We start from the raw sequence: 23,576 nt of genomic DNA, 5'->3' as shown, positions 1-23,576 counted from the left end.
TTCCGGCCTCATGGCCTCGAACAGTGAACCCGTACCGTCCGCCGCTCGGCGCCGCGCCCTGGGGCGCGGTCCAGGGGCGTCTTCCGCTGAGCCGGAACCTCCCCAAGAGCCCGACGACGGGCGCTTCAAGGTCCGGCTCGCCAACTTCGAGGGCCCCTTCGACCTGCTGCTCCAGCTGATCTCCAAGCACAAGCTGGACGTCACCGAGGTCGCCCTGTCCAAGGTGACCGACGAGTTCATGGCGCACATCCGGGCCATGGGCACCGACTGGGACCTGGACCAGACGACGGAGTTCCTGGTCGTCGCCGCCACCCTGCTCGACCTCAAGGCGGCTCGGCTGCTGCCCGCCGCCGAGGTGGAGGACGAGGCCGACCTCGCGCTCCTTGAGGCGCGGGACCTGCTCTTCGCGCGGCTGCTGCAGTACCGCGCGTACAAAGAGATCGCGGACATCTTCAGCGGGCGGCTCGAAGCGGAGGCGCGGCGCTATCCGCGGACCGTGGGCCTTGAGCCGCACCACGCCGAGCTGCTGCCGGAAGTCGTCATCAGCATCGGCGCGGAAGGGTTCGCCAAGCTTGCCGTGATGGCCATGCAGCCGCGCGCGAAGCCGCAGGTGTACGTGGAGCACATCCACGCCCCGCTGGTCTCCGTGCGGGAACAGGCCGGCCTGGTCGTGGCCCGGCTGCGGGAGCACGGCGAGACCAGTTTCCGGGTCCTCGTGGAGGACGCGGGGGACACCCTCACGGTCGTCGCGCGCTTCCTGGCCCTCCTCGAGCTCTACCGCGAGAAGGCCGTCGCCCTGGACCAGGAGGACCCCCTGGGGGAGCTGATGGTCCGCTGGACGGGCGGTGACGGCACCGGGGAGCCGACCGTGACCGACGAGTTCGACCGGGCCCCCGAGCCGATGGAGGAGAAGGCGTGAGCGAGCACCCAGGCGTGAGCGAGTACCCGGCGGGCGCGGACACGGTCGCAGACCTGGAGCTGCGGCCCGCCCTGGAGGCCGTCCTCATGATCGTCGACGAGCCGGCCACCGAGGACCACCTGGCGAAGATCCTGCGGCGGACCCGGCGCGAGGTCGCCGACGCGCTGCGCGAGCTGGCCGACGAGTACACCGTGCAGCGGCGCGGCTTCGAGCTGCGGCTCGTCGCGGGCGGCTGGCGGTTCTACACCCGGCCCGAGTACGCCGCCGCCGTGGAGGGCTTCGTCCTGGACGGGCAGCAGGCCCGGCTCACCCAGGCGGCTCTGGAGACCCTCGCGGTCGTCGCGTACCGCCAGCCGGTCAGCCGCTCGCGGGTCTCCGCGGTGCGCGGGGTGAACTGCGACGGCGTGATGCGCACCCTCCTCCAGCGGGGTCTGGTGGAGGAGGCGGGCGCGGAACCCGAAACAGGTGCGATCCTGTACAGGACGACGAACTACTTTCTGGAGCGGATGGGCCTGCGCGGCCTGGACGAGCTCCCCGAGCTCGCGCCCTTCCTCCCCGAGGCGGACGCGATCGAGGGCGAGACGCTGGAAGGGGTTCCGTCGTTCGACCCGGACGCACCCGATGCGCCGGGGTACGGGTACACCCAGGACACAGCCGATTAGACGGAACTTTTGATGCGAAGCAGCAGCGGCAGGAACAGCAGCGGAAACAACGGCGGGAGCCGTGGTGGCAACAGCGGCGGCCGCGGCGGGAACGGCGGCGGCCGCGGTGGTTTCCGCGGAGCCGGCGACAACCGCGATGACAAGCAGGGCGGCAGCGGCCGCCCGAAGAAGCCGCGTCCGGAGGAGCGGCGCTACGACGTGGGCCCCGGCGGCACCCCGGACGGCCCGAAGTCGGGCCGCGGCGCCTCGGCGCGCGGCGGTGCCAAGGGCGGCCCCAAGCGCGGGCAGCCCTCCCGCAGCCGGACGGCCCCCTCGCGTTCGCGTGAGTTCGAGACGCGGGCCGAGGAGCGCAACCGCGAGCGGTACGCGGACAAGCCGAAGGTGAGCCCGCCCAAGACCTTCCCGGGCGCCGAGCAGGAGGGCGAGCGGCTGCAGAAGATCCTCGCCCGCGCGGGCTACGGCTCGCGCCGCGCCTGTGAGGAGCTGGTCGACGAGGCCCGCGTCGAGGTGAACGGCGAGATCGTCCTGGAGCAGGGTCTGCGCGTCGACCCCGAGAAGGACGAGATCAAGGTCGACGGCCTGACCGTGGCCACCCAGTCGTACCAGTTCTTCGCGCTGAACAAGCCCGCCGGCGTCGTCTCCACCATGGAGGACAACGAGGGCCGGCAGTGCCTCGGCGACTACGTGACCAACCGCGAGACGCGGCTGTTCCACGTGGGGCGGCTCGACACCGAGACCGAGGGCGTCATCCTGCTCACCAACCACGGCGAGCTGGCGCACCGGCTGACCCACCCCAAGTACGGCGTGAAGAAGGTCTACCTCGCGCACATCGTGGGCCCGATCCCGCGTGACCTGGGCAAGCAGCTCAAGGACGGCATCCAGCTGGAGGACGGGTACGCCCGCGCGGACCACTTCCGCGTCGTCGAGCAGACCGGCAAGAACTACCTGGTCGAGGTGACCCTCCACGAGGGGCGCAAGCACATCGTGCGGCGCATGCTCGCCGAGGCCGGGTTCCCGGTCGACAAGCTGGTGCGGGTCGCCTTCGGGCCGATCACGCTCGGCGACCAGAAGTCCGGCTGGCTGCGGCGCCTGTCGAACACCGAGGTCGGGATGTTGATGCAGGAGGTCGACCTGTAGGTCGGCAGAGACCCTTGCCCGAACCACCCCCTCTCTTTATAGTCCTGGTGACTATAAAGAGAGGGGGTGGTCGTGCATGCAGGGCTACGACAAGCACGCCTTCGAGCCGTTCGCCGTCACCGTGGACCTCGCGGTGTTCACCGTTCGGGACGGCGCGCTGCACGTGCTGCTCGTCGAGCGCGGCCAGGAGCCGTACGCGGGGCGCTGGGCGCTGCCCGGCGGCTTCGTGCTGCCCGACGAGTCGGCCGAGGAGGCCGCGGGCCGTGAGCTCGCCGAGGAGACCGGCATCGCGGACGTCGCACGGCTGCACCTGGAGCAGGTGCGCACCTACAGCGCCCCGGACCGCGACCCGCGCATGCGGGTCGTCTCCGTCGCCTTCGCGGCACTCGTCCCCGACCCGCCGCAGGTGAGCGGGGGAGGCGACGCGGCCCGCGCGGCCTGGCTGCCGTACACCCCGGCGACGTACCGGCCGCTCGCCTTCGACCACGACCGGATCCTCGCCGACGCGCACGACCGGGTCGGCGCCAAGCTGGAGTACACCGGCCTCGCCACCGCCTTCTGCCCGCCCGAGTTCACCCTCGGCGAGCTGCGCCAGGTCTACGAGGCCGTGTGGGGCGCCGAGCTCGACCCGGCCAACTTCCGCCGCAAGGTGGTCGGCACGGCGGGCCTCGTCGAAGCCGTTCCCGGCGGAGCCCGGCTGACCGGTGGGAGGGGCAAGCCCGCCGCGCTCTTCCGGGCCGGAACCGCCACCGCCCTGCACCCGCCCCTGCTCCGCCCCGCCCCGGAAGGACAGCCCTCGTGAGAGCCCCCATGAAACGAGCCGCCACCGGAGCCCTCCTGGGCCTCGCCCTCGGTGACGCCCTCGGCTTTCCGACCGAGTTCAACGACGTTCCCTCGATCCTCGCCAAGTGCGGCCCCTGGCGGGAGATGGAGCTGCCGCGGCCCGCGATCGTCACCGACGACACCCAGATGACGCTCGCGCTCGCCCGCGGCCTGCGCACCGCCATGGAGCGGGGGAGCCTCGGCCCGAAGCGGCTGGAGCGGCCGCTGCGCGAGGAGTTCGTGGACTGGTACCAGTCGCCGGAGAACAACCGCGCGCCCGGCAACACCTGCCTGCAGGCCTGCTACCTCCTCAAGAGCGGCAAGCCCTGGCAGGAGGCCAGCCAGCCGCACTCCAAGGGCTGCGGCGCCAACATGCGCGTCGCCCCCCTCGGGCTCGTGCCCGGCCTGAGCGACGAACAGCGGGCGGGCGCCGCCCAGTTGCAGTCCGCGCTCACCCACGGCCACCCGACCGCGCTCGCCGCCAGTGACCTCACCGCCCACGCCGTCCGGCTGCTCGCCGAGGGCGCCGAGCCGACCGGACTCGTCGGACTGCTCCGCTCCTACGCGTACGACAACCGCGAGACCTACCACGAGCGCTGGCTCGGCGAGCTGTGGACGCGGAGCGGGGCGCCCACGCCGCGCGCCTTCATCACGTCCGGCTGGGACGAGTGCCTCGCCGTGCTCGAACGCCTGGAGGCCGCGCTGAAGCACGCCAACCCCGAGACCGACCCGTGCCTGGCCACCGGCGCCGGGTGGATCGCCGAAGAGGCCCTCGCCACCGCCCTGTCCTGCTTCCTGCAGTGCGTCGACGAGCCGGTCACCGCGCTGCGCCGGGCCGCCTGCACGTCCGGCGACTCCGACTCGATCGCCTGCCTCGCGGGCGCCTTCGCGGGCGCCCACCTCGGCACGGGCGCCTGGCCCGCCGAATGGACCGCACGGATCGAGTACCGGGCCGAACTCCTCGCCTTCGGGGCGCTCTGGGACGCTTGAGGGATGACCGTGGACCTGGGCCCCGACCTGGACATCGACCTCGCCTCCGTCGTCGCCGAGCAGAGCGACCCGCTGCTCTTCGCGACCGTCTCCGGCGCGCACCTGTACGGCTTCCCGTCCCGCGACTCGGACGTCGACCTGCGCGGGGTGCACCTGCTGCCGGTGGCCGACCTGGTGGGGCTCAGGGGACCCGACGAGACCCGCACGAAGATGTGGGAGCGCGACGGCGTCGAGATGGATCTCGTCACGCACGACCTGCGCAAGTTCGTCCGCCTGATGCTGCGCAACAACGGCTACGTCCTGGAGCAGCTGCTCTCCCCGCTGGTCGTGCACACCACCGACGCCCACGCCGAGCTTGTCGCGCTCGCCCCGGCTGTGCTCACCAGCAACCACGCCCACCACTACCGCGGGTTCGCCGGCACCCAGTGGCGGCTCTTCGAGAAGAACGGCGGGCTCAAGCCACTGCTCTACACCTTCCGCGTACTGCTCACCGGCATCCACCTGATGCGCAGCGGGCAGCTCGTCGCCGATCTCCCCACGCTCCTGGGCGAGGTGGCCGAGGCCCCCGCCCACCTGCCGGAACTCATCGCGGCCAAGCACGCGGCCGAGCACGGCGGCGCGGATGTGGACCACGCGCGCGTGGCGGACGACGTGCAGCGGCTGCACGCGATCCTCGACGTGGCGCAGGCGGGCTCAGTGCTGCCCGGCGTCCACTCCGCCCACGACGTCCTGCACGACTTCGTCGTCCGGGTGCGGCTCCAGGGAGCGCAGGGCTGACGTCCGGCGGGTGCGGACCAGGAAGTCCTCGATCCGTTCCCGGTCGGGCCCGGCCGGGAGCGGGCTGTGCGGCGCCTCCTCCTCGGCCTCGGCCGCCAGCCGGTTCATCCAGGTCTCGACCTCCGGCCAGGAGCGCTCCCCGCGTTTGACCGCGAGCAGCCGCTCGCGGTCCTCGCCGACGTCGAGCGTCAGCTCGCCGGTGCGCAGCAGGTCGCGGCAGGAGGCCAGGAGCCGCAGCAGGTGCATGGCGTGCTTCCAGCGCGGGGCGCCGTGGGTGCGGACGTCCGCCTCCAGCTTCTTGCGCTGGCCCAGCGCGTAGCGGGCGAACGTCTCGTGGGCCTGCCGGGAGAGGAACGCGCCGCGCAGGGCCAGCAGCTCGCGGCCGGTGTCCGTGACGTGCTCCACTAGCGGGGAGTGCAGGCACTCCAGGACGTTCGGGTTGGCGCGCAGGGAGAGCTCGCAGAAGCGCTCCAGCTCCCAGCTGAACTGTTCCTCGGCCGGCCCGTCCAGATGCGTCGGAGGCTTCTCGAACCGCCAGAACAGCGGGGTGGGGGCCAGGAAGACCCCTCTGCGGTCGGTGTCGCTCTCCTCGGTGGCCAGGCCGAACGCGCGCGAGCCCATCACGCAGGAGTACACCGTGTGGTCGCGCACGAGGGCGAGGTTCCCGGGGAGCATGGGGTGAGGGTACGGGCCCGCGGCGCACCGGTGTCCGGGCGGCCCCGTCCGTCTCGGCAGCCGGGCGGCCCGCGCCGCCCCACGGGACGCTGGATAGGCTGGGGACCCCGGCCGTGGGCCACAGCCATGGCGTACGCCACCGTCGAACCCGACCGGCCACGCTCCGAGACCGCACCCGTGCACCTCGGCGCCGCGGCCGCACTCCGCAAGGACACCGCCCAGTGAGAACCGCCCTCGTCATCGGCACCGGTCTGATCGGCACCTCGGCAGCCCTGGCCCTCGCCTCCCGCGGCGTCGCCGTGCACCTCGCCGACCACGACCCGGCGCAGGCCCGCACCGCCGCGGCGCTCGGCGCCGGCACCGACGAGGAGCCCGCGGGGCCCGTCGACCTCTGCGTCGTCGCCGTGCCGCCCTCGTACGTCGCCGCCACCCTGGCCGACGTCATGCGGCGCGGGGCCGCGCGCGGCTACCTCGACGTGGCGAGCGTCAAGGGCGGGCCGCGCCGCGAGCTGGAGGAGCTCGGCCTCGACCTGACCGCGTACATCGGCACGCACCCCATGTCCGGGCGCGAGCGCAGCGGCCCGCTGGCCGCCACCGCCGACCTCTTCGAGGGCCGGCCCTGGGTGCTGACCCCGACCCGGGACACCCACACCGAGGTGCTCAACCTCGCCCTGGAGCTGGTGGCGCTCTGCCGCGCGGTGCCCGTCGTCATGGAGGCCGACGCCCACGACCGCGCGGTCGCCCTCGTCTCGCACATGCCGCACCTGGTCTCCAGCATGGTCGCGGCCCGCCTGGAGCACGCCGAGGAGAGCGCCGTACGGCTCTGCGGCCAGGGCATCCGCGACGTCACGCGGATCGCGGCGTCCGACCCGCGGATGTGGATCGACATCCTCGCCGCCAACCCCGGGCCCGTCGCCGACCTGCTCGCCTCGGTCGCCGCCGACCTCGACGAGACGGTGACGGCGCTGCGCTCGCTGCAGTCCGCCGACGCCTCCAAGCGCTCCGAGGGCGCGGCCGGGGTGGAGAACGTGCTGCGGCGCGGCAACGCGGGCCGGACCCGGGTGCCCGGCAAGCACGGGGCGGCCCCGGCGGCGTACGAGATCGTCGCGGTGCTCATCGACGACAGGGCGGGCCAGCTGGCCCGGATCTTCGCCGACGCGGACCAGGCGGGCGTCAACATCGAGGACGTGCGCATCGAGCACGCGACCGGGCAGCAGGCGGGTCTGGTCCAGCTCATGGTCGAGCCGAGCGCGGCGCCGGTGCTGAGCGCGGCGCTGCGCGAGCGGGGCTGGTCGATCCGGCAGTAGCGGTCCGCGCCGGGGCGCCCCGGGACGGCCCGGGCAGGGGCTGTCGGGGCAGGGTGTGCGAGCCAGTAACCTTGTGCGGGGCGTCTTCGCGCCCCGCCTCCCCACCCCGAGTACTGCGAAAGGTGCCCGCCTCCCGTGGAAACCGCAGCAACCGCCTCCCCGGCAGCCGTGATCGTCGCCATCGACGGTCCCTCCGGCACGGGCAAGTCGAGCACCTCGAAGGCCGTCGCCGCCCAGCTCGGACTCAGCTACCTGGACACCGGCGCCCAGTACCGGGCGATCACCTGGTGGATGGTGCACAACGGCATCGACCTCACCGACCCCACGGCGATCGCCGCCGTCGCGGGCAAGCCCGAGATCGTCTCCGGCACCGACCCGCTCGCCCCGGCCATCACGGTCGACGGCACGGACGTCGCGGGCCCGATCCGCACCACCGAGGTCACCTCCAAGGTCAGCGCCGTCAGCGCCGTCCCCGAGGTGCGCACCCGCATCACCGAGCTGCAGCGCTCCATCGCCGCCTCGGCCGAGAAGGGCATGGTCGTCGAGGGCCGCGACATCGGCACCACCGTGCTGCCCGACGCCGACCTGAAGATCTTCCTCACCGCCTCGCCCGAGGCCCGTGCCGCCCGCCGCTCCGGCGAGCTCAAGGGCGCCGACGTCAAGGCGACGCAGGAGGCCCTGATCAAGCGGGACGCGGCCGACTCCAGCCGCAAGACGTCGCCGCTCGCCAAGGCCGGCGACGCCGTCGAGGTCGACACCACCGAGCTCACGCTCCAGCAGGTCATCGAGTGCGTCGTCACCCTCGTCGAGGAGAAGCGGGCCGCGAAGTGAGCGAGCGGGGTGCCGAGGTCGGCCGCCGCATCGGCGTCGGCCTCATGTACGGCCTGTTCAAGCCGCGGGTGCTCGGCTCCTGGCGGGTGCCCGCCACGGGTCCCGTGATCCTGGCCGTCAACCACTCGCACAACGTCGACGGCCCGATGGTCATGGGCGTCGCGCCCCGGCCCACACACTTCCTGATCAAGAAGGAAGCGTTCGTCGGGCCGCTCGGCCCCTTCCTGGACGGCATCGGCCAGGTGAAGGTCGACCGCTCCGGCGCCGACCGCACGGCCATCACCCGGGCGCTCGGCGTCCTGGACCAGGGCGGCGTCCTCGGGATCTTCCCCGAGGGCACCCGGGGCGAGGGCGACTTCGCGTCGCTGCGCGCCGGGCTCGCCTACTTCGCGGTGCGCTCGGGCGCCCCGATCGTCCCGGTGGCGGTGCTGGGAAGCACCGACCGGCGCGGACGGCTGATAAAGCAGCTGCCCCCGCTGCGCAGCCGGGTCGACGTGGTCTTCGGAGACCCCTTCGACGCGGGCGACGGCAGCGGGCGGCGTACGCGCAAGGCGCTCGACGAGGCGACCGTGCGCATCCAGGGGCGGCTCGCCGCCCACCTGGAAAACGCCAGGCGCCTGACCGGGCGCTGAGCGAGACTTATCCAGTAGTGCCCCGGTCCGACGCACGGGCCGCTGCACCGATCACCACGATGAACGACGAGGTACGGACTTCATGAACGACCAGATCCAGCCCGAGGGCGACGGCTTTGCCGACCACGACCACGGGGCGCTCGGCGACGCCGAGTACGCACAGTTCATGGAGCTCGCCGCCGAGGAGGGCTTCGACGTCGAGGACGTCGAGGGCGCCATCGAGGAGGCGGGCCACGGCCCGCTGCCCGTCCTCGCCGTCATCGGCCGCCCCAATGTCGGCAAGTCGACCCTGGTGAACCGCATCATCGGCCGCCGCGAGGCCGTCGTGGAGGACCGCCCGGGCGTGACCCGCGACCGCGTCACCTACGAGGCCGAGTGGTCGGGCCGCCGCTTCAAGCTCGTCGACACCGGCGGCTGGGAGCAGGACGTCCTCGGCATCGACGCCTCCGTCGCCGCCCAGGCGGAGTACGCCATCGAGGCCGCCGACGCCGTGGTCTTCGTCGTCGACGCCACGGTCGGCGCCACCGACACCGACGAGGCGGTCGTGCGGCTGCTCCGCAAGGCCGGCAAGCCCGTCGTGCTCTGCGCCAACAAGGTCGACGGTCCCTCCGGCGAGGCCGACGCCACCGCCCTGTGGTCCCTGGGCCTCGGCGAGCCGCACCCGATCTCCGCGCTGCACGGCCGCGGCACCGGCGACATGCTGGACGCCGTCCTGGAGGCGCTGCCCGACGCGCCCGCGCAGACCTTCGGCGCGGCCATCGGCGGACCGCGCCGCATCGCGCTCATCGGCCGCCCGAACGTGGGCAAGTCCTCGCTGCTCAACAAGGTGGCGAACGAGGACCGCGTGGTCGTCAACGAACTGGCGGGCACCACCCGCGACCCCGTCGACGAGCTCATCGAGCTCGGCGGCGTGACCTGGAAGTTCGTCGACACGGCGGGCATCCGCAAGCGCGTCCACCTCCAGCAGGGCGCCGACTACTACGCCTCGCTGCGCACGGCCGCCGCCGTCGAGAAGGCCGAGGTCGCGGTGATCCTCATCGACGCCTCCGAGTCCATCTCGGTCCAGGACCAGCGCATCGTGACGATGGCCGTCGAGGCGGGCCGCGCCATCGTCGTCGCGTACAACAAGTGGGACACCCTCGACGAGGAGCGCCGCTACTACCTGGAGCGGGAGATCGAGACCGAGCTCGCCCAGGTCGCCTGGGCGCCGCGGGTGAACGTCTCGGCGGCCACCGGGCGTCACATGGAGAAGCTCGTCCCGGCGATCGAGACGGCCCTGGAGGGCTGGGAGACGCGCGTGCCGACCGGCCGTCTGAACGCGTTCCTCGGCGAGATCGTCGCCTCGCACCCGCACCCCGTGCGCGGCGGCAAGCAGCCCCGCATCCTCTTCGGCACCCAGGCGGGCACCAAGCCGCCGCGGTTCGTCTTCTTCGCCTCGGGCTTCATCGAGGCGGGCTACCGCCGCTTCCTGGAGCGCCGCCTGCGCGAGGAGTTCGGCTTCGAGGGCACGCCGATCCACGTCTCGGTGCGGGTGCGCGAGAAGCGCGGCCGCAAGAAGTAAAGCGGGCAGGCCCCCGCGCGAATGCCCGGCCCCCCTCTCGGGGAGGCCGGGCATTCGGCTGTCCGGGTGCGGGCTCAGTGCTCGCGGCGCGGGCCCGGCGGCAGGGCCGCGGGGAACTGGTGGTGGCCCGTGTGGTGGTCGTGCTGGCCGTAGCGGGCCACGTGGAACTGGCCGTACGCGCTGCGCTGGTCGTGCCGTCCGTCGAAACGGTGCTGGTAGCCGTACGGCCCCGTCCCGAAGCCGACGAACCCCAGGTCCTCCTCGCCCGTCCGGTCGCCCGGCAGGGCCCTGAACGCCCTGAGGTACTCCGAGTACAGCGTGTCGTAGATGGGTGTGGCCGAGTGGCTGCCCGTCGGCTCCTGCGCCGTACGCATGGAAGGGATGGGGCTCTGGTACGCCGGCCGGGGGCGGGAGGGGTCGTATGTGTGCACGTCTGTGCCAACGACACCGTCGCCGTGCGGATGCGGGGGCCGCGCCGCTTTCCCGGTCCGGCACCGGTGTGACCGGCGCGTTCGGGTGTGCGGCGCGGCCCTCGGCCGCCGCGGGCTCAGGTGCCGGCGAGCGGCATGGAGGCCGCGACGAGACGCCCGTGCGTGGCGGCCCTGTCCAGCGCGTCCCGCAGCATGTCCTCGCGCGGCTGGCGGCCGATGGAGCCCGCGGGGGCGGCGAAGAGCAGCACGGTCTGCGTCTTGTTGGCCGCCGTGCGCCAGTCCTCGGTGACCTGCAGCGGGTGGTGCGCCTGCCACCAGGCGACGGGGGAGCCACCGCCGGTGCCGGGCTGCAGGACGGCGTGCAGCTGGCCCATGGCGAGCAGCACCGACCAGCCGGGCAGCGGGGGCGGCACGGAGTCGAGTGAGGCGGCCGGCAGGAAGCCCTGCTCGATCAGGAGCGGCAGGAAGTCGTCGCCGCCGCCGGGTGCGGCGCCGGGGCGGGCGATGGCGCCGGTGGGCTCGACGACGAGGGCCGGGCGCAGCTCGCCCTCGATGAGGACGAGGCCGCTGGTGACGCCGAGCACGGCCTGGTTGGGCGCGGCGTCGGCGGGCGCCTCGCCGTCGTCGCCGGTGATCGACCGTACGGCGCCCTGCAGCTGCTCCTCGGAGACCGTGACGATCTGGGAGGGCAGGCAGGTGGCGTGGGCGAAGGCGAGCACGGCCGTCTCGTCGCCGACGAACAGGACGGTGCTGGTGCGCTCCTGTTCGGCGTCGCCCGGGGTGCGGCACGACGTGCAGTCGTAGCTGCCCGGGGTGTTCTCTCCGGCGAGCAGCCGGTCGGCTTCTTCGTCGCCGATCTCGGCGCGAACGTCGTCGCTGACGTCGAGCATGCGCGGCACGGGTGGCTCCTCGGGATCGTCATCTGGGGTGCATGGGGAGGGTGTGACGAGCCGGGCCGTGCCCGGCTCATAAGGAGACAACGGCGGATCAGTGGTGCAGGTCACGCGCGAAGGAGAACGGAATCGAGCCATCGGCGGCGACCGGGGCGTGATCGTTCCGGGGCGGCGGCTCTGGTGTGACCTACCGATAGTCCGACCGGGTGGGGTCGGCTCCGGGGCGGCGCGGCACGCCTCAAGCCCGTCGCGGAGCTGCCTAGCGTGACCCGATGCATCCGAAGCTGACCCTGCGCGTTCAGTCCGTGTCCCTGGTCGTCGGCGCGATCCTGGCGGCGACGGCGCTGCCCTCGGCCGCCGCGTCCGCGGCCCCGCCGCCGAAGCCGGGTGCCCCGTCCACGCCGTACGGCTGCTCCGTGAAGAAGGGGCCGTGGGACTGCCTCGCCCAGTGCGAGAGCAACGGACGCTGGGACACCAACACGGGCAACGGCTTCTACGGCGGGCTGCAGTTCTACCAGCCCACCTGGGAGCAGTACGGCGGGCTCAAGTACGCGCCGCGCGCCGATCTCGCCACCAAGAAGGAGCAGATCAAGGTGGCGGAGAAGGTGCTTCAGGCCCAGGGCTGGGGTGCCTGGCCGTCCTGCTCCAAGAAGGTGCGGGTCGAGCGGATCGACGGCCGCGTCCACCGGGTGAAGGCGGGGGAGACGCTCAGCTCGATCGCCCGCCTGTACCACGTGCAGGGCGGCTGGCAGGCCCTGTACAAGGCCAACCGCTCGGTGGTCGGGAGCCGGCCCGACCGGATCTCGGTGGGCGAGGTCCTGGTCATTCCGGGGCGTCCCGCGGCCGGGCAGGACTGACCTCGCCCGGCTCCCCGCTGAACACCACCGCGCCCCGGCGCAGTTCGTGCACGACCGCCGCCCGGCCCGCGCCCGCGCGCAGGGCGGACGGCAGCCGCTGTTCGGCGAGGACCACGCAGGCGCCCGTACCGGCGAGGAGCGCGTATGTGCGGGCCGCGACGGAGGGCGCCATGCCCTGCGTCGGTTCGTCGGCGAGGATCACCCGGGTGTCCGGGAGCAGGGCCCGGGACAGGGCGAGCATGCGCTGTTCGCCGCCGGAGAGGGTGCCCGCGCGGCGGGCGAGGAGCGGGCGCAGCTCGGGGTAGGCGTCCAGGGCCCGCGAGAGACCGCCCGCGCCGCCGGGCAGTTGGAGGTTCTCCGCGACGGTGAGGGAGGCGAACACCGCCTGCCGGTCCGGTACGAGGCACACGCCGTCGGCGGCTCGTGCGTGGGCCGGGCGGTGGGTGACGTCCCGGCCGTCCAGGACGACCGCGCCCGCGGTCAGGGCGACCGTGCCCGCGAGCGCGCGCAGGGTCGTGGTGCGGCCGCTGCCGTTGCGGCCGAGGAGCACGGTGAGCGCGGCGGCGGGCGCGGCCAGGGTGAGGCCGTGCAGGGCCTCCAGCGGTCCGTAGTGGACGCGGGCGTCGCGCAGTTCGATGCCGCGCATGTCAGCGGGGCTCCTGGAGGACCTGGTGGGCGGGGCCCGAGGTGACGATGCGGCCCGCCGTCATCACGTGCACGGTGTCGGCGAGTCCCGCCACGAGGCCGAGGTCGTGCTCGACCACCAGCAGGGCCGTGCCGTCCGCCGCGAGGGCCCGTAACAGCACGGCCAGCTCCCGCACTTCGGCCTCGTCCAGACCGGCCGCGGGCTCGTCCAGGAGCAGGGTGTGCGGGTCACCCGCGAGGGCCCTGGCCAGCTCGGTGCGGCGCAGGGCCCCGGCGGAGAGGCCGGCCGCGGGGCGGTCCCGCAGCTCGGTGAGGCCGAGGAGGCGCAGGGCCCGACCGGTCGCACCGGGGGTGGGGCGCGCCGCCCGGTCCGCGCCCACCTGGACGTTCTCGGCGACGGTGAGCGAGGGGAAGACGGCCAACCGCTGGAAGGTACGGGCGGTGCCGGCGCGGGTACGGGCGTGCGCGGGCAGGCCGGTGATGTCACGGGGGCCGAGGGTGATGCGGCCCGACGCGGGGCGCAGGGTGCCGGCCAGACAGTGGAAGAGGGTGCTTTTGCCCGCCCCGTTGGGGCCGACGACGGCGGTGACGCGGCCGGGCGGGACGGTGAGGCTGACGCCGTCGAGGGCGGTGAACCCGTCGTAGGCGACGGTGAGGTGGTGGGCGGTCAGGGTGTGGTCGGGGGTGCGCCGGGTGGGGTGGGCGCCTGGGGACCGCGAGTCCTGCGCATGTGTGCGCGGGGTCTGTACGGCGGCGGCTTCTGTGCGGGTGGGCGGGGTGCGCCGGCTCGGCCGCAGGCCTGCGGCGGTGAGGCGGGCGCGGGCCGCTTCGCCCGCGGGCGTGAGGCGCGGGATGCGGCGGAAGCGGTCGGTCGCCGCGCGCAGCGCCTTGTACGGGCCGCCGGGGAAGCGGCCGATCAGGACCGCCAGGAGGCCGATCAGGGCCGCCGCGACCCCGCCGCGCGTCCCCGCGTCCAGGCCGACGAGGAGGGCCGCCGCGGCCGGCGCCCCGAGCACGCTGTCCGAGCCGAGGACCACGACGGCCGCGAACCAGAGGAGGCCCCGCACGGGGTCGTACGCCCCGGCGTCGAAGGCCCGTTGGCCGAGCGCGAGCATCCCGCCGCCGAGCCCGGCGAGCGCCGCCCCGGTGACGAACGCGGCGAGTTTGAGGGCCGGCACCGGCACCCCCGCGGCCGCCGCCCCCGCCTCGTGGTCCCGCATCGCCGCGAGCGCACGGCCCGTACGCCCCCGGCGCAACGCGGTGACCAGGAGCACCGCCCCGCCCAGGAGGGCGAGTTCGAGCAGGTAGTACGCCCGGTCGTCCGCGAAGCCCGCGGGGCGGCCGACGGTCAGGCCCGACGTCGCGTACGGCTGGGTGAAGACGAAGCGGCTGACGCCCAGGCCGACCGCGAACGTCGCCAGGGCGAGGGCCAGGCCGTGCCGGCTGATGGCGGGCCACCCGGTCAGGAGGCCGAGCGGTGCCACCAGGAGGACCGCGACCAGCAGGGCCGGCAGATGCGGGAGTTCGGGCAGGCCGGGGAAGCGGCCCGCCGCGAGGAGGGCCGTGAAGAGGGCGCCGAGGCCCGCGTACGCCGCCTGCCCGAGGGAGATCTGGCCGCCGCGGCCGGTGACGACGACGAGCGAGAGCAGGATCACCGCGAGCGCGGGGACCTGGACCGCCGTCGTCAGGTCGGTGCCCGCGAAGCCGAGCGGGATGAGGAAGAGCACCGCCGCCACGATCCACGCGCCGGGCGGCGTCGGAACCTGGTCCTTCGCGGTGCGCGGGAGCGCGTCCCTCGGGCCGAGCCCCGGCAGGATCAGCGCCGCGACCAGCAGGGCGAGGACGAAGAGGTTCGCGCCCGCGGTCTGCAGGAGCTGTTCCGGCAGCCCTCCGGGGTGCAGTCGCGTCAGCTGGCTCTGCGCCACCCCGAGGACGAGCGCCACCCCCACCGCGACGGGCAGGCTGCGCATCCCGGCCGCCACCGCGACGGCCACCACCTCCATGACCAGCAGGGGCATCCCGTACGGGTCGAGGCGCACCAAGGGGGCGAGCAGGACACCGGTGAGGCCCGCCGTGAAGGAGCCGAACGCCCAGCCCGCGGCGGCCACCCGGTCCGCGTCGATGCCCGAGAGCACGGCGAGCTCGCGGTTGTCGACGACCGCGCGCAGCCGGCCGCCGAACCGGGTCCAGCGGGTCGTCGCCCCGACCGCCGCGGCGAGGGCGACGGCGGCGCCGAGCTGGGTCCACGGGTCGGCGGGGACGAGGGTGGGCGCGTCGTCGCGCGCGCCCGGCCCCCAGACGAGGGCCGCACCGCCGACCAGCAGGACGAAGACGCCGATCGAGGCGACCAGGGTCTGCGCGGGATCGCCGCCGAGCACCGCGAGCGGGCGGAAGACCGCGCGGTCCAGGAGGAGGCCGAGGCCGGGGGCGACCAGGAGCAGCGTCACCGCGGCGGCCACCGGGAGCGGCCAGTGCCACTCGGCCGTCAACTGGCGCAGCACGTAGGCGCAGAGCATCGCGATCGCCCCGTGCGCGAAGTTGAGGACGCCGGTCGCGCGGTAGGTGACGATCAGTCCGATGCCGGTGAGGGCGGCGGCGCCGCCGACCGAGAGCCCGGCCAGCGTGAGGTCGTAGCTCAGGGACGCCACCGGGTCAGTGCTCCGGGGCCGGTACGGGGGTGCCCGGCGGGGCGCCGGGATCCGGCGGGCGCGGGGGTTCGCAGATCGGGCAGGGGGCCAGGGCCCCGGCCGCGAGGACCGTGGCGTCCGCGGGGGCCGCCGCCGGTTTGCCCGCGACCAGGGGGCAGTCCGCGCGGTGCCAGAGCGTGCCGCCCGGCACCGTCAGGAGCGCGCCGCCGGACGCCACGGGCGGCGCGGGCCGCTCCCCAGAAGCCGCGGGCTCCGTCGCCACCAGGAGCCCGTACAACTCCTCGACGCGCGCGGCCGCCAGCGTGTTCCTGCCGTGCGTGAGCAGCACCGCGCCCGCGACGATCAGTGCGGCGCCTGGGATGGTGCAGGAGGCGAGGTAGGGCACCTGCCGCTCGGCGAACCGCTCCCCGGAGACGCCGTACCAGCCGAGCACGCAGAGCACCGCGCCGACGGCCAGCGCCGCGAGCGCCGCCCACAGCAGGGGAGCGGCGCCGCGTGCGCGGGCCGGGTTTGACGCACCGTCCGTCCGAGCTGTCCGCACCGTCCGCATCGAGCCCCCTGGGACACGTCGTCGGTCACACCGGTCACGTCGACGGACTGTCACATCGGTCATGTCGATGGGCTGTCCATGTCAGCCGATGGCTTGCACTATGCCCTCTGGAAGCCGACGCTGAAAGCTCCGGGCCCTGACGGTCCGGACCGACACCCGGTGGTGAGCCAGATGGTTCTCGGGAGCAGCCCCAGGCAGGGGACATACCTCGGGCGGGGCAGGGTGCGGAGCGCGGCGCTGGCGGCCGCCGCGGTCCTGCTGATCGTCCCGGCCGCCGTGGCCTGCGGCGACGACAGCGGGGGCGGGGACGGCGACAAGCCCCCCGAGCCCTCCGTGCAGAAGTCGTCAGAGCCGGGCACGGACGACGCGTCCGCGCCCGCCGACGCGGCGGCCGCCGAAAAGGAGGTCCGCGCCAACTGGGAGAAGTTCTTCGACCCCGAGGTGTCCCTGAAGGACAAGGAGAGCGTCCTGGAGAACGGTCCGAAGATGCGCGCCGTCCTGAAGGGCTTCAGCGGCGACAAGCGGGGCGAGCAGGTCGCGGCGAAGGTCGGGAAGGTCGCGTTCGCTGCGGCCGACGAGGCCGAGGTGACGTACGCGCTGACGCTGAAGGGCGCCACCGCGCTGCCCGACGCCTCCGGGACGGCCGTCGACGACGACGGCACCTGGAAGGTGTCCGTCAAGACCCTCTGCGCCCTGGTGAAGCTGAGCGGGAATGCGTCGCCCGGGCCGGGCTGCTGAGGCGCTGCTGGCCGTCGTCCTGCTGGTGGTGGGCACGGCCTGCGGGAGCAGGCTGCCCGAGAGCGACTTCGAGGGGCGCGGCACGGCGCCCGCCCCCGCGCGGGGTGCGCCCGTGCGGGTCGGCATCATCACCAGCGCGACCAGCCCGGTCGGCGGCTCCGCGTTCACCGGGCCGCGGGACGGCGCCCGGGCCTACTTCGACCGGCTGAACGCGCGCGGCGGCATCGCAGGACGCGAGGTCGAGGTGCGCACCTGCGACGACGGCGGCAGCGGTGTCGGCAACAACGACTGCGTGCACAAACTGGTCGAGGAGGAGAAGGTCGTCGCGCTGGTGGCCACCTCCGCCCTGGACTACGCGGGCGCCGCGCGGGTCTCCCGGGCGGGCGTGCCCGACATCGGGGGACAGCCCATCGGACCTGCGTACGAGACGTATCCCCACCTGTACGGGATCTACGGCAGCCTCGCCCCGCGGAACGGGAAGCCGGGGTGGGGCGGCAAGCTGTACGGCGGGACCGAGGTCTACCGCTACTTCAAGCGGAAGCAGGGCGCGCGGACCGCCGCCGTCGTCTCCTACAACCAGGCCGCCTCCGCCGCGTACGCCCGGCTCGTCACCCGGGGCCTGCGGGCCGAGGGGTACGAGGTCGTCACCGAACAGCTCGACTTCGCGCTGCCCAACTTCCGTGCCGCGGCGGCCGACCTGAAGGAGCAGGGCGCCGACCTCGTCTTCGACGCGATGGACACGCACGGCAACGCCCGGCTCTGCGCGGCGATGGACGACGTCGGCGCGAAGGTCATGGCCAAGGTCACCAACGTGCAGAACTGGACCTCGGCCGTCGGCGACGACTACAAGGACGCGCCGCACTGCCGCAACGCCCTGTGGGCCACCGGTTCGAGCCGCAACTACGCGGACACCGGGCATCCGGCGGTGCGGGCCTTCCGCGCCGCGATGAAGGGCAAGGAGCTCTCCCAGTGGCAACTGGAGGGGTGGGCGGCCGCCATGTGGTTCGATGACGCGGCGCGGTCCTGCCGGGGCGGCGACATCACCCGCGCGTGTGTGGACCGGTACATGGCGCGCGACGAGCCGTACTCCGCGCGGGGGCTGCTCATACCCGTCACCTTCGAGCACCGTTCGGAGCCACCCACGTCGCGTCGGACGTGCATGTCGGTGGCCCGCTGGCAAGATGGGCGCGGCTGGGTCACCCGAGGCGGCGAAATGACCACGAACTGCTTTGACGTCCCCCAGCTCTCCTACCAGCCTTGATGCGTCGTTTCGCTAAAAGGTTCCCATCTCTGGCTACCGATCAGGCATCTGTTCGGGAACAGGATGGTGAGGAAACCCAACCTTTGGCCAGGAATCCCCGTCTAACCCTTCGGTAGGCGGACGAGGGGGACTGTCCGCATGGAAGCGCGGAATACGGGGACGCATGCACATCTCTTTCCTGATTCACAACGCGTACGGAATCGGAGGGACGATCCGGACGACGTACAACTTGGCGAACACGCTGGCCCAACAGCATGACGTGGAAGTTGTCTCCGTCTTCCGGCACCGGGACGAACCCGTTTTCGAGCCGGATGCGCGTGTCCGGCTCAGCCACCTCGTCGACCTGCGCAAGGACACCGCCGGCTATGAGGGCGACGACCCGGAGCACCTGACCCCTGCCCGGACGTTCCCCACCGCCGAAGGCCGTTACGACCAGTACAGCGCCCTGACCGACCGGCGCATCGCAGGCCACCTCGCACGCCTCGACGCGGACGTCGTCGTCGGCACCCGGCCCGGCCTCAACGTGCACATCGCACGGCAGACCGCGCGCGGGCCGCTGCGGGTGGGCCAGGAGCACCTCACGCTCGACAGCCACTCCAAGGAGCTCCGCCGCCAACTGCGCAGCGTGTACCCGCGCCTGGACGTCCTGACCACGACGACCGAGGCCGACGCCCGCGCGTACACCCGCAAGATGCGGCTGCCCGGCGTACACGTCCAGGCCGTGCCGAACCCGGTGCCCGCCCCCGGCATCGAGCCCGCCGACGGCTCCCACAAGTGGGTCGTCGCGGCCGGCCGCCTCGCCCCGGTGAAACGCTACGACCTGCTGATCAGGGCCTTCGACAAGGTGCGGCGCGAGCGCCCGGACTGGCGGCTGCGGATCTACGGCGGCGGCAAGCAGAAGGAGAAGCTGCGCGCCCTGATCGATGAACTCGGCCTGTACAACCACGTCTTCCTGATGGGCCCCGCCCACCCCATAGAGCCCGAGTGGGCCAAGGGCTCCATCGCCGCCGTCACCTCCAGCCTGGAGTCGTTCGGCATGACCATCGTCGAGGCGATGCGCTGCGGCCTCCCGGTGGTCGCCACCGACTGTCCGCACGGGCCGGGCGAGATCATCGACAACGGCGTCGACGGACGGCTCGTCGAGACCGGCAACGCCGACGCCATCGCCGGCGGACTGCTCGAACTGATCAACAACGACTCGCTGCGGCAGCGGATGGCGGGCGCGGCGCTCCAGGACTCCGAGCGCTTCGACCCGCAGCGCATCGCCGAGCGCTACGACGCGATGTTCTCCGGGATGCTCGCCCGCGGGGGCTCGCTCGGGGGCCGCGTCCGCGGCACCCTGCACCGCACCCGCGGCGCGCTGCTCGGGGGCGCGTACGCGGTGCGGGATCTCGGCCGGGTACAGACGAAGGGATCGACGGCATGACGGCCTTGGCCACCTCGCGGACGGCAGCACGCGCCGAAGACGGGGAGGACGCGTCCACGGCACCGCGCGCCGACTGCATCGCCGACTCCGCCGGCGGACTGACCTTCGACGTCACCGACCCCGGCGAGCCCGACGCGGAGGCGGTGCACCTGCTGCTCCGCCGGCGCGACGCCGAGTCCGCCGAGGACTACGTGCGGCTGCCGCTCTCGCCGTCGGCCGACGGCAGGCTGCGGGCCGCGCTGCCCAGCAGCGTCGAGCTGGCCGAGGGCCGCTGGAACGCCTACGTCGAGGTCCCCGGCGGCGAGCCGCGCCGCCTGATGCCGGGCGTCAACGACCTGCGCTCGCTGGTCGACCGGGCCCCCAGCGGCAGCCGCGGCCACGTCGCCGTGCGCATCCCCTACGCGACGAAGCAGGGCAACCTCTCGGTGCGCAGCTGGCTGCGCGCACCGCACGCCGAGTCCGGCGAGGTCGAGATCTCCGAGACCGCCGTGACCGTGCACGGCCGGGTGTACGGCACCGAGCTCACCGCCGCCGCGCACGTCGAGGCCGTCCGGCGCGCCGAGCCCGGCCTCGTCCACCGCGCCGACGTCACCGCCGAGGGCCCGGAGTTCGCCGTCACCCTGGCGTACGGCCCGCTCGTCGAGGGCGGCACCGGACCCTGGGACCTGTGGCTGCGCCCGGCCGGCGAGAGCGGCCCGCGGGTGCGGCTGGCCCGGCTCCTGGACGACGTCGCGGACAAGAAGGCGATCTTCACGTACCCGGTGACGGCCGTGGAGCCGAAGGCGGGCGGCAAGGCCGAGGTCGGCCCGTACTACACGGTCGACAACGACCTGTCGCTGCGCGTGCGCGGCGAGGAGGAGGCCGGGGCCGGCGGCTGACACCGCGGAAGACCGGGGCGGGGGCGGACATCGCGGACCGCCGCTGTCCTCGGTCACCGGCACCCTTACGTAGATGTTGGAGACCTCGGCACGACTGCTCCGCCTGCTCTCCCTGCTGCAGGCCCACCGGGACTGGTCCGGCGCCGACCTCGCGGGGCGGCTCGGCGTCACCCCGCGCACCGTCCGGCGGGACGTGGACCGGCTGCGGGAGCTCGGCTATCCCGTCCACGCCAGCCCGGGCACCGGCGGCGGCTACCGGCTCGGCGCGGGCGCCGAACTGCCGCCGCTGCTCCTGGACGACGACGAGGCGGTCGCGGTCGCCGTCGGCCTGCGCACCGCCGCGGGGCAGGGCGTCGAGGGCATCGGGGAGAGCTCGGTGCGCGCGCTCTCCAAGCTCGAACAGGTGCTGCCGAACCGGCTGCGCCGCCGGGTGGGCGCCCTGACCGCGTACACCGTGCCGATGCTGCGCGCCCCGCTGCCGCAGGGCGTCGACCCGGCCGTCCTCACCGAACTCGCCGACCTGTGCAGGGACGGCGAGCGGCTGCGCTTCGCCTACCGGGACCACGACGGCAGCGCGACCCGCAGGACCGTCGAACCGCACCGCCTTGTCTGCACCGAGCGGCGTTGGTACCTGGTGGCCTGGGACCTCGACCGCGAGGACTGGCGCACGTTCCGCGCGGACCGGATCGAACCACGCCCGCCACACGGCCCGCGGTTCGCGCCCCGCACCCCGCCGGCCGAGGACCTCGCGGCCTACGTCTCGCGGGGCGTCTCCACCCGCGCCTACGCCGTGCACGGTGTGGTCCGCCTCCATGTCCCGCTGGTGGAGGCGGCCCAGCGGATCGGCCCGGCCGACGGCACCCTCGAGGCCGAGACCGATAAGACCTGCCTGCTGCGCACCGGGGCGGCGAGCCTGGATCTGATGGTCTTCCATGTGCTGTTCATGGGCATCGAGTTCGAGGTCGTCGAGCCCGCGGAGCTCGCCGACCGGATCAGGTCGTCGAGGGACCTCCTGAGCCGGGCCCTGGACCGGGGTGTTCCGTCTGCGGGTCCTCGGAGCGCTGACCCAGGTCCCGCGCCGCGGCCGCCGCGTACTCGGGGTGGTGCAGATCGAACGCCGGGGACTCCGAGCGAATCCGGGGCAGGGTGACGAAGTTGTGCCGCGGCGGCGGGCAGGACGTCGCCCACTCCAGGGAGCGGCCGAACCCCCAGGGGTCGTCGACCTCTACCTTCGTGCCGTACTTGGCCGTCTTCCAGAGGTTGTGCAGGAACGGCAGGGTGGACAGGCCGAGGAGGAACGCGCCGATGGACGAGATGGTGTTGAGCACCGTGAAGCCGTCCGCCGCCAGATAGTCGGCGTAGCGGCGCGGCATGCCCTCCGCGCCCAGCCAGTGCTGGACCAGGAACGTGGTGTGGAAGCCCACGAAGAGCGTCCAGAAGTGGATCTTCCCGAGCCGTTCGTCGAGCATCTTGCCGGTCAGCTTCGGCCACCAGAAGTAGAAGCCGCCGAAGGTCGCGAAGACGACGGTGCCGAACACCACGTAGTGGAAGTGGGCGACGACGAAGTAGGTGTCGGTGACGTGGAAGTCGAGGGGCGGCGAGGCCAGGATGACGCCGGTCAGGCCGCCGAAGAGGAAGCTCACCAGGAAGCCGACCGCCCAGAGCATGGGTGTCTCGAAGGACAGTGAGCCCTTGAGCATCGTGCCCGTCCAGTTGAAGAACTTCACGCCCGTCGGGACCGCGATGAGGAAGGACACGAAGGAGAAGAAGGGCAGCAGGACGGCGCCGGTGGCGAACATGTGGTGCGCCCACACCACCACCGAGAGGCCGGTGATGGCCATTGTCGCGCCGACCAGCGGCAGATAGCCGAAGATCGGCTTCCGGCTGAAGACCGGGATGATCTCCGTGATGATGCCGAAGAACGGCAGCGCGATGATGTAGACCTCGGGATGCCCGAAGAACCAGAACAGGTGCTGCCACAGCAGCGCACCGCCGTTCTCCGGGGCGAAGACGAGGGAGTGCAGCCGCCGGTCCGCCTCCAGGACCAGCAGCGCGGCGGCGAGCACCGGGAACGCGATCAGCACCAGGATCGAGGTGAAGAGCACGTTCCAGGTGAAGACCGGCATGCGGAACATCGTCATGCCGGGCGCCCGCATCCCGATGATGGTGGTCAGGAAGTTGACCGAGCCGAGGATCGTGCCGAAGCCGGAGAGCGCGAGCCCCATGATCCACAGGTCGGCGCCGATGCCGGGCGAGCGCTCCATGCTGTTGAGCGGCGCGTACGCGAACCAGCCGAACCCCGCGGGCCCGCTCGGCACCATGAGCGAGCCGATCACCATCAGGCCGCCGAAGAGGAACAGCCAGTACGAGAGCATGTTGAGCCGCGGGAAGGCGACGTCGGGCGAGCCGATCTGCAGCGGCATGATCTCGTTGGCGAACCCCGCGAACGTGGGCGTCGCGAAGAGCAGCAGCATGATCGTGCCGTGCATGGTGAAGGCCTGGTTGAACTCCTCGTTGGTCATCAGCTGCAGCCCCGGCCGGGCCAGTTCGGCCCGCATCAGCAGGGCCAGCACGCCGGCGAGCAGGAAGAAGGCGAACGAGGTGATGAGGTAGAGGTGGCCGATCTTCTTGTGGTCCGTGGTGGTCAGCCAGTCCACGACGATCCGGCCGGGCCGCCGGTCCCGCACCGGTGGTTCGCTCGTGCGCGCCGTCTCGGTCCCCATCGCCCGCCCCTTCGCCGTCGCGTACCGGGCCTGTCCGAAGCCTGATTCGAGCTCACGCCATGATGCTCGCGTCACTCCGGCTCCGACAGGGGGCGTATGCGTCGTTCCCGGGCGTCGCGGCCACGGCGACGGCAGGCCGGAATGGGGAATTCCCCCATGCCCCGTCACCTCCCGCGCGAGGGCCGGGATTCGGAATTGCGGAGGGCCCGTAAA

The 23,576-nt window shown here is 73.2% G+C and carries 22 protein-coding genes and 2 pseudogenes; 17 read left to right on the top strand and 7 right to left on the bottom strand.

What is annotated here, in order from left to right; translation table 11 throughout:
* Positions 1-10: 10 nt before the first annotated feature.
* The 6 genes from ACFYO9_RS35615 to ACFYO9_RS35590 all read left to right on the top strand — a co-directional run bounded on the left by ACFYO9_RS35615 (position 11) and on the right by ACFYO9_RS35590 (position 5,307).
* Positions 11-919: a segregation/condensation protein A gene (locus tag ACFYO9_RS35615; RefSeq protein WP_358779051.1), complete on the top strand. Its 909-nt coding sequence runs from the start codon at positions 11-13 to the stop codon at positions 917-919.
* Positions 916-1,581: an SMC-Scp complex subunit ScpB gene (scpB, locus tag ACFYO9_RS35610; protein ID WP_358779050.1), complete on the top strand. Its 666-nt coding sequence runs from the start codon at positions 916-918 to the stop codon at positions 1,579-1,581. Before ACFYO9_RS35615 ends, scpB begins: the two co-directional genes overlap by 4 nt.
* Positions 1,582-1,593: 12 nt before the next feature.
* A complete protein-coding gene (locus tag ACFYO9_RS35605) occupies positions 1,594-2,718 on the top strand; it encodes a pseudouridine synthase (protein ID WP_355809927.1) in 1,125 nt (374 codons plus the stop codon).
* 76 nt (positions 2,719-2,794) lie between these two features.
* Positions 2,795-3,520 (top strand): NUDIX domain-containing protein, encoded by a 726-nt coding sequence (locus ACFYO9_RS35600; protein WP_358779049.1) that lies wholly within the window; start codon positions 2,795-2,797, stop codon positions 3,518-3,520.
* 8 nt (positions 3,521-3,528) lie between these two features.
* On the top strand, positions 3,529-4,530 hold the full coding sequence (locus ACFYO9_RS35595) for an ADP-ribosylglycohydrolase family protein (protein WP_358779048.1): 1,002 nt from the start codon (positions 3,529-3,531) through the stop codon (positions 4,528-4,530).
* Between the two features lie 3 nt (positions 4,531-4,533).
* The gene (locus ACFYO9_RS35590) at positions 4,534-5,307 is read left to right on the top strand and encodes a DNA polymerase beta superfamily protein (protein ID WP_388667047.1); all 774 of its coding nucleotides are present in this window, start codon (positions 4,534-4,536) and stop codon (positions 5,305-5,307) included.
* On the opposite strand, the gene ACFYO9_RS35585 is transcribed toward ACFYO9_RS35590, so the two are convergent.
* Positions 5,224-5,982 (bottom strand): DNA polymerase beta superfamily protein, encoded by a 759-nt coding sequence (locus ACFYO9_RS35585; RefSeq protein ID WP_358779047.1) that lies wholly within the window; start codon positions 5,980-5,982, stop codon positions 5,224-5,226. The two genes, ACFYO9_RS35590 and ACFYO9_RS35585, sit on opposite strands and share 84 nt — an antisense overlap.
* Before the next feature lie 135 nt (positions 5,983-6,117).
* Between ACFYO9_RS35585 and ACFYO9_RS35580 the strand changes: the two are divergent.
* From ACFYO9_RS35580 to der, 5 genes and pseudogenes are all read left to right on the top strand, one after another.
* Positions 6,118-6,207 (top strand): annotated as a pseudogene (locus ACFYO9_RS35580) (chorismate mutase); the annotation flags it as partial.
* Entirely contained in the window at positions 6,204-7,289 is a 1,086-nt protein-coding gene (locus tag ACFYO9_RS35575) for a prephenate dehydrogenase (protein ID WP_355809936.1), read from the top strand. The pseudogene ACFYO9_RS35580 and the gene ACFYO9_RS35575, both read left to right, overlap by 4 nt.
* Before the next feature lie 135 nt (positions 7,290-7,424).
* Positions 7,425-8,120 carry a (d)CMP kinase gene (gene cmk / locus ACFYO9_RS35570; RefSeq protein WP_355809939.1) on the top strand — a complete coding sequence of 232 codons (696 nt, stop codon included), beginning with the start codon at positions 7,425-7,427 and terminating at the stop codon, positions 8,118-8,120.
* A 44-nt stretch (positions 8,121-8,164) separates the two neighbouring features.
* A complete protein-coding gene (locus tag ACFYO9_RS35565) occupies positions 8,165-8,752 on the top strand; it encodes a lysophospholipid acyltransferase family protein (protein WP_355810594.1) in 588 nt (195 codons plus the stop codon).
* An 82-nt stretch (positions 8,753-8,834) separates the two neighbouring features.
* Positions 8,835-10,313, top strand: a complete 1,479-nt coding sequence (gene der, locus ACFYO9_RS35560; protein ID WP_358713577.1) for a ribosome biogenesis GTPase Der — start codon at positions 8,835-8,837, stop codon at positions 10,311-10,313.
* A gap of 74 nt (positions 10,314-10,387) precedes the next feature.
* On the opposite strand, the gene ACFYO9_RS35555 is transcribed toward der, so the two are convergent.
* Positions 10,388-10,687, bottom strand: a complete 300-nt coding sequence (locus ACFYO9_RS35555; RefSeq protein ID WP_355809944.1) for a hypothetical protein — start codon at positions 10,685-10,687, stop codon at positions 10,388-10,390.
* Positions 10,688-10,860: 173 nt separating this feature from the next.
* On the bottom strand, positions 10,861-11,643 hold the full coding sequence (locus ACFYO9_RS35550; protein ID WP_355809947.1) for a hypothetical protein: 783 nt from the start codon (positions 11,641-11,643) through the stop codon (positions 10,861-10,863).
* A 266-nt stretch (positions 11,644-11,909) separates the two neighbouring features.
* On the opposite strand from ACFYO9_RS35550, the gene ACFYO9_RS35545 reads away from it, so the two are divergent.
* Entirely contained in the window at positions 11,910-12,494 is a 585-nt protein-coding gene (locus ACFYO9_RS35545) for a transglycosylase family protein (RefSeq protein ID WP_358779046.1), read from the top strand.
* Here the strand turns inward: ACFYO9_RS35545 and ACFYO9_RS35540 are convergent.
* From ACFYO9_RS35540 to ACFYO9_RS35530, 3 genes are read right to left on the bottom strand one after another with little or no spacing between them, the layout of a single operon-like run.
* Entirely contained in the window at positions 12,460-13,140 is a 681-nt protein-coding gene (locus ACFYO9_RS35540; RefSeq protein ID WP_358713575.1) for an ATP-binding cassette domain-containing protein, read from the bottom strand. The two genes, ACFYO9_RS35545 and ACFYO9_RS35540, sit on opposite strands and share 35 nt — an antisense overlap.
* 1 nt (position 13,141) lies before the next feature.
* Positions 13,142-15,787: an ATP-binding cassette domain-containing protein gene (locus ACFYO9_RS35535; RefSeq protein WP_358779045.1), complete on the bottom strand. Its 2,646-nt coding sequence runs from the start codon at positions 15,785-15,787 to the stop codon at positions 13,142-13,144.
* Between the two features lie 4 nt (positions 15,788-15,791).
* Positions 15,792-16,337 carry a hypothetical protein gene (locus ACFYO9_RS35530; protein ID WP_358779044.1) on the bottom strand — a complete coding sequence of 182 codons (546 nt, stop codon included), beginning with the start codon at positions 16,335-16,337 and terminating at the stop codon, positions 15,792-15,794.
* A gap of 171 nt (positions 16,338-16,508) precedes the next feature.
* On the opposite strand from ACFYO9_RS35530, the gene ACFYO9_RS35525 reads away from it, so the two are divergent.
* The 5 genes from ACFYO9_RS35525 to ACFYO9_RS35505 all read left to right on the top strand — a co-directional run bounded on the left by ACFYO9_RS35525 (position 16,509) and on the right by ACFYO9_RS35505 (position 21,790).
* Complete coding sequence (locus tag ACFYO9_RS35525) at positions 16,509-17,075, top strand: hypothetical protein (protein WP_358779043.1); 567 nt, start codon at positions 16,509-16,511, stop codon at positions 17,073-17,075.
* Positions 17,050-18,336 (top strand): ABC transporter substrate-binding protein, encoded by a 1,287-nt coding sequence (locus ACFYO9_RS35520; RefSeq protein WP_358779042.1) that lies wholly within the window; start codon positions 17,050-17,052, stop codon positions 18,334-18,336. Before ACFYO9_RS35525 ends, ACFYO9_RS35520 begins: the two co-directional genes overlap by 26 nt.
* 163 nt (positions 18,337-18,499) lie before the next feature.
* Positions 18,500-19,762 carry a glycosyltransferase family 4 protein gene (locus ACFYO9_RS35515; protein ID WP_358713566.1) on the top strand — a complete coding sequence of 421 codons (1,263 nt, stop codon included), beginning with the start codon at positions 18,500-18,502 and terminating at the stop codon, positions 19,760-19,762.
* Positions 19,759-20,640 carry a hypothetical protein gene (locus ACFYO9_RS35510; RefSeq protein ID WP_358779041.1) on the top strand — a complete coding sequence of 294 codons (882 nt, stop codon included), beginning with the start codon at positions 19,759-19,761 and terminating at the stop codon, positions 20,638-20,640. The genes ACFYO9_RS35515 and ACFYO9_RS35510 overlap by 4 nt, the downstream gene beginning before the upstream one ends.
* A 73-nt stretch (positions 20,641-20,713) precedes the next feature.
* A complete protein-coding gene (locus tag ACFYO9_RS35505; protein ID WP_358779040.1) occupies positions 20,714-21,790 on the top strand; it encodes a YafY family protein in 1,077 nt (358 codons plus the stop codon).
* Positions 21,791-21,836: 46 nt separating this feature from the next.
* Here the strand turns inward: ACFYO9_RS35505 and ACFYO9_RS35500 are convergent.
* A pseudogene (locus tag ACFYO9_RS35500) lies at positions 21,837-23,363 on the bottom strand (cbb3-type cytochrome c oxidase subunit I); the annotation flags it as partial.
* Between the last annotated feature and the right edge of the window lie 213 nt (positions 23,364-23,576).

The sequence above is a fragment of the Streptomyces sp. NPDC005863 genome, assembly GCF_042871345.1.
GTDB lineage: Bacteria > Actinomycetota > Actinomycetes > Streptomycetales > Streptomycetaceae > Streptomyces.
This window is presented reverse-complemented; position numbering and strand designations above follow the sequence as displayed.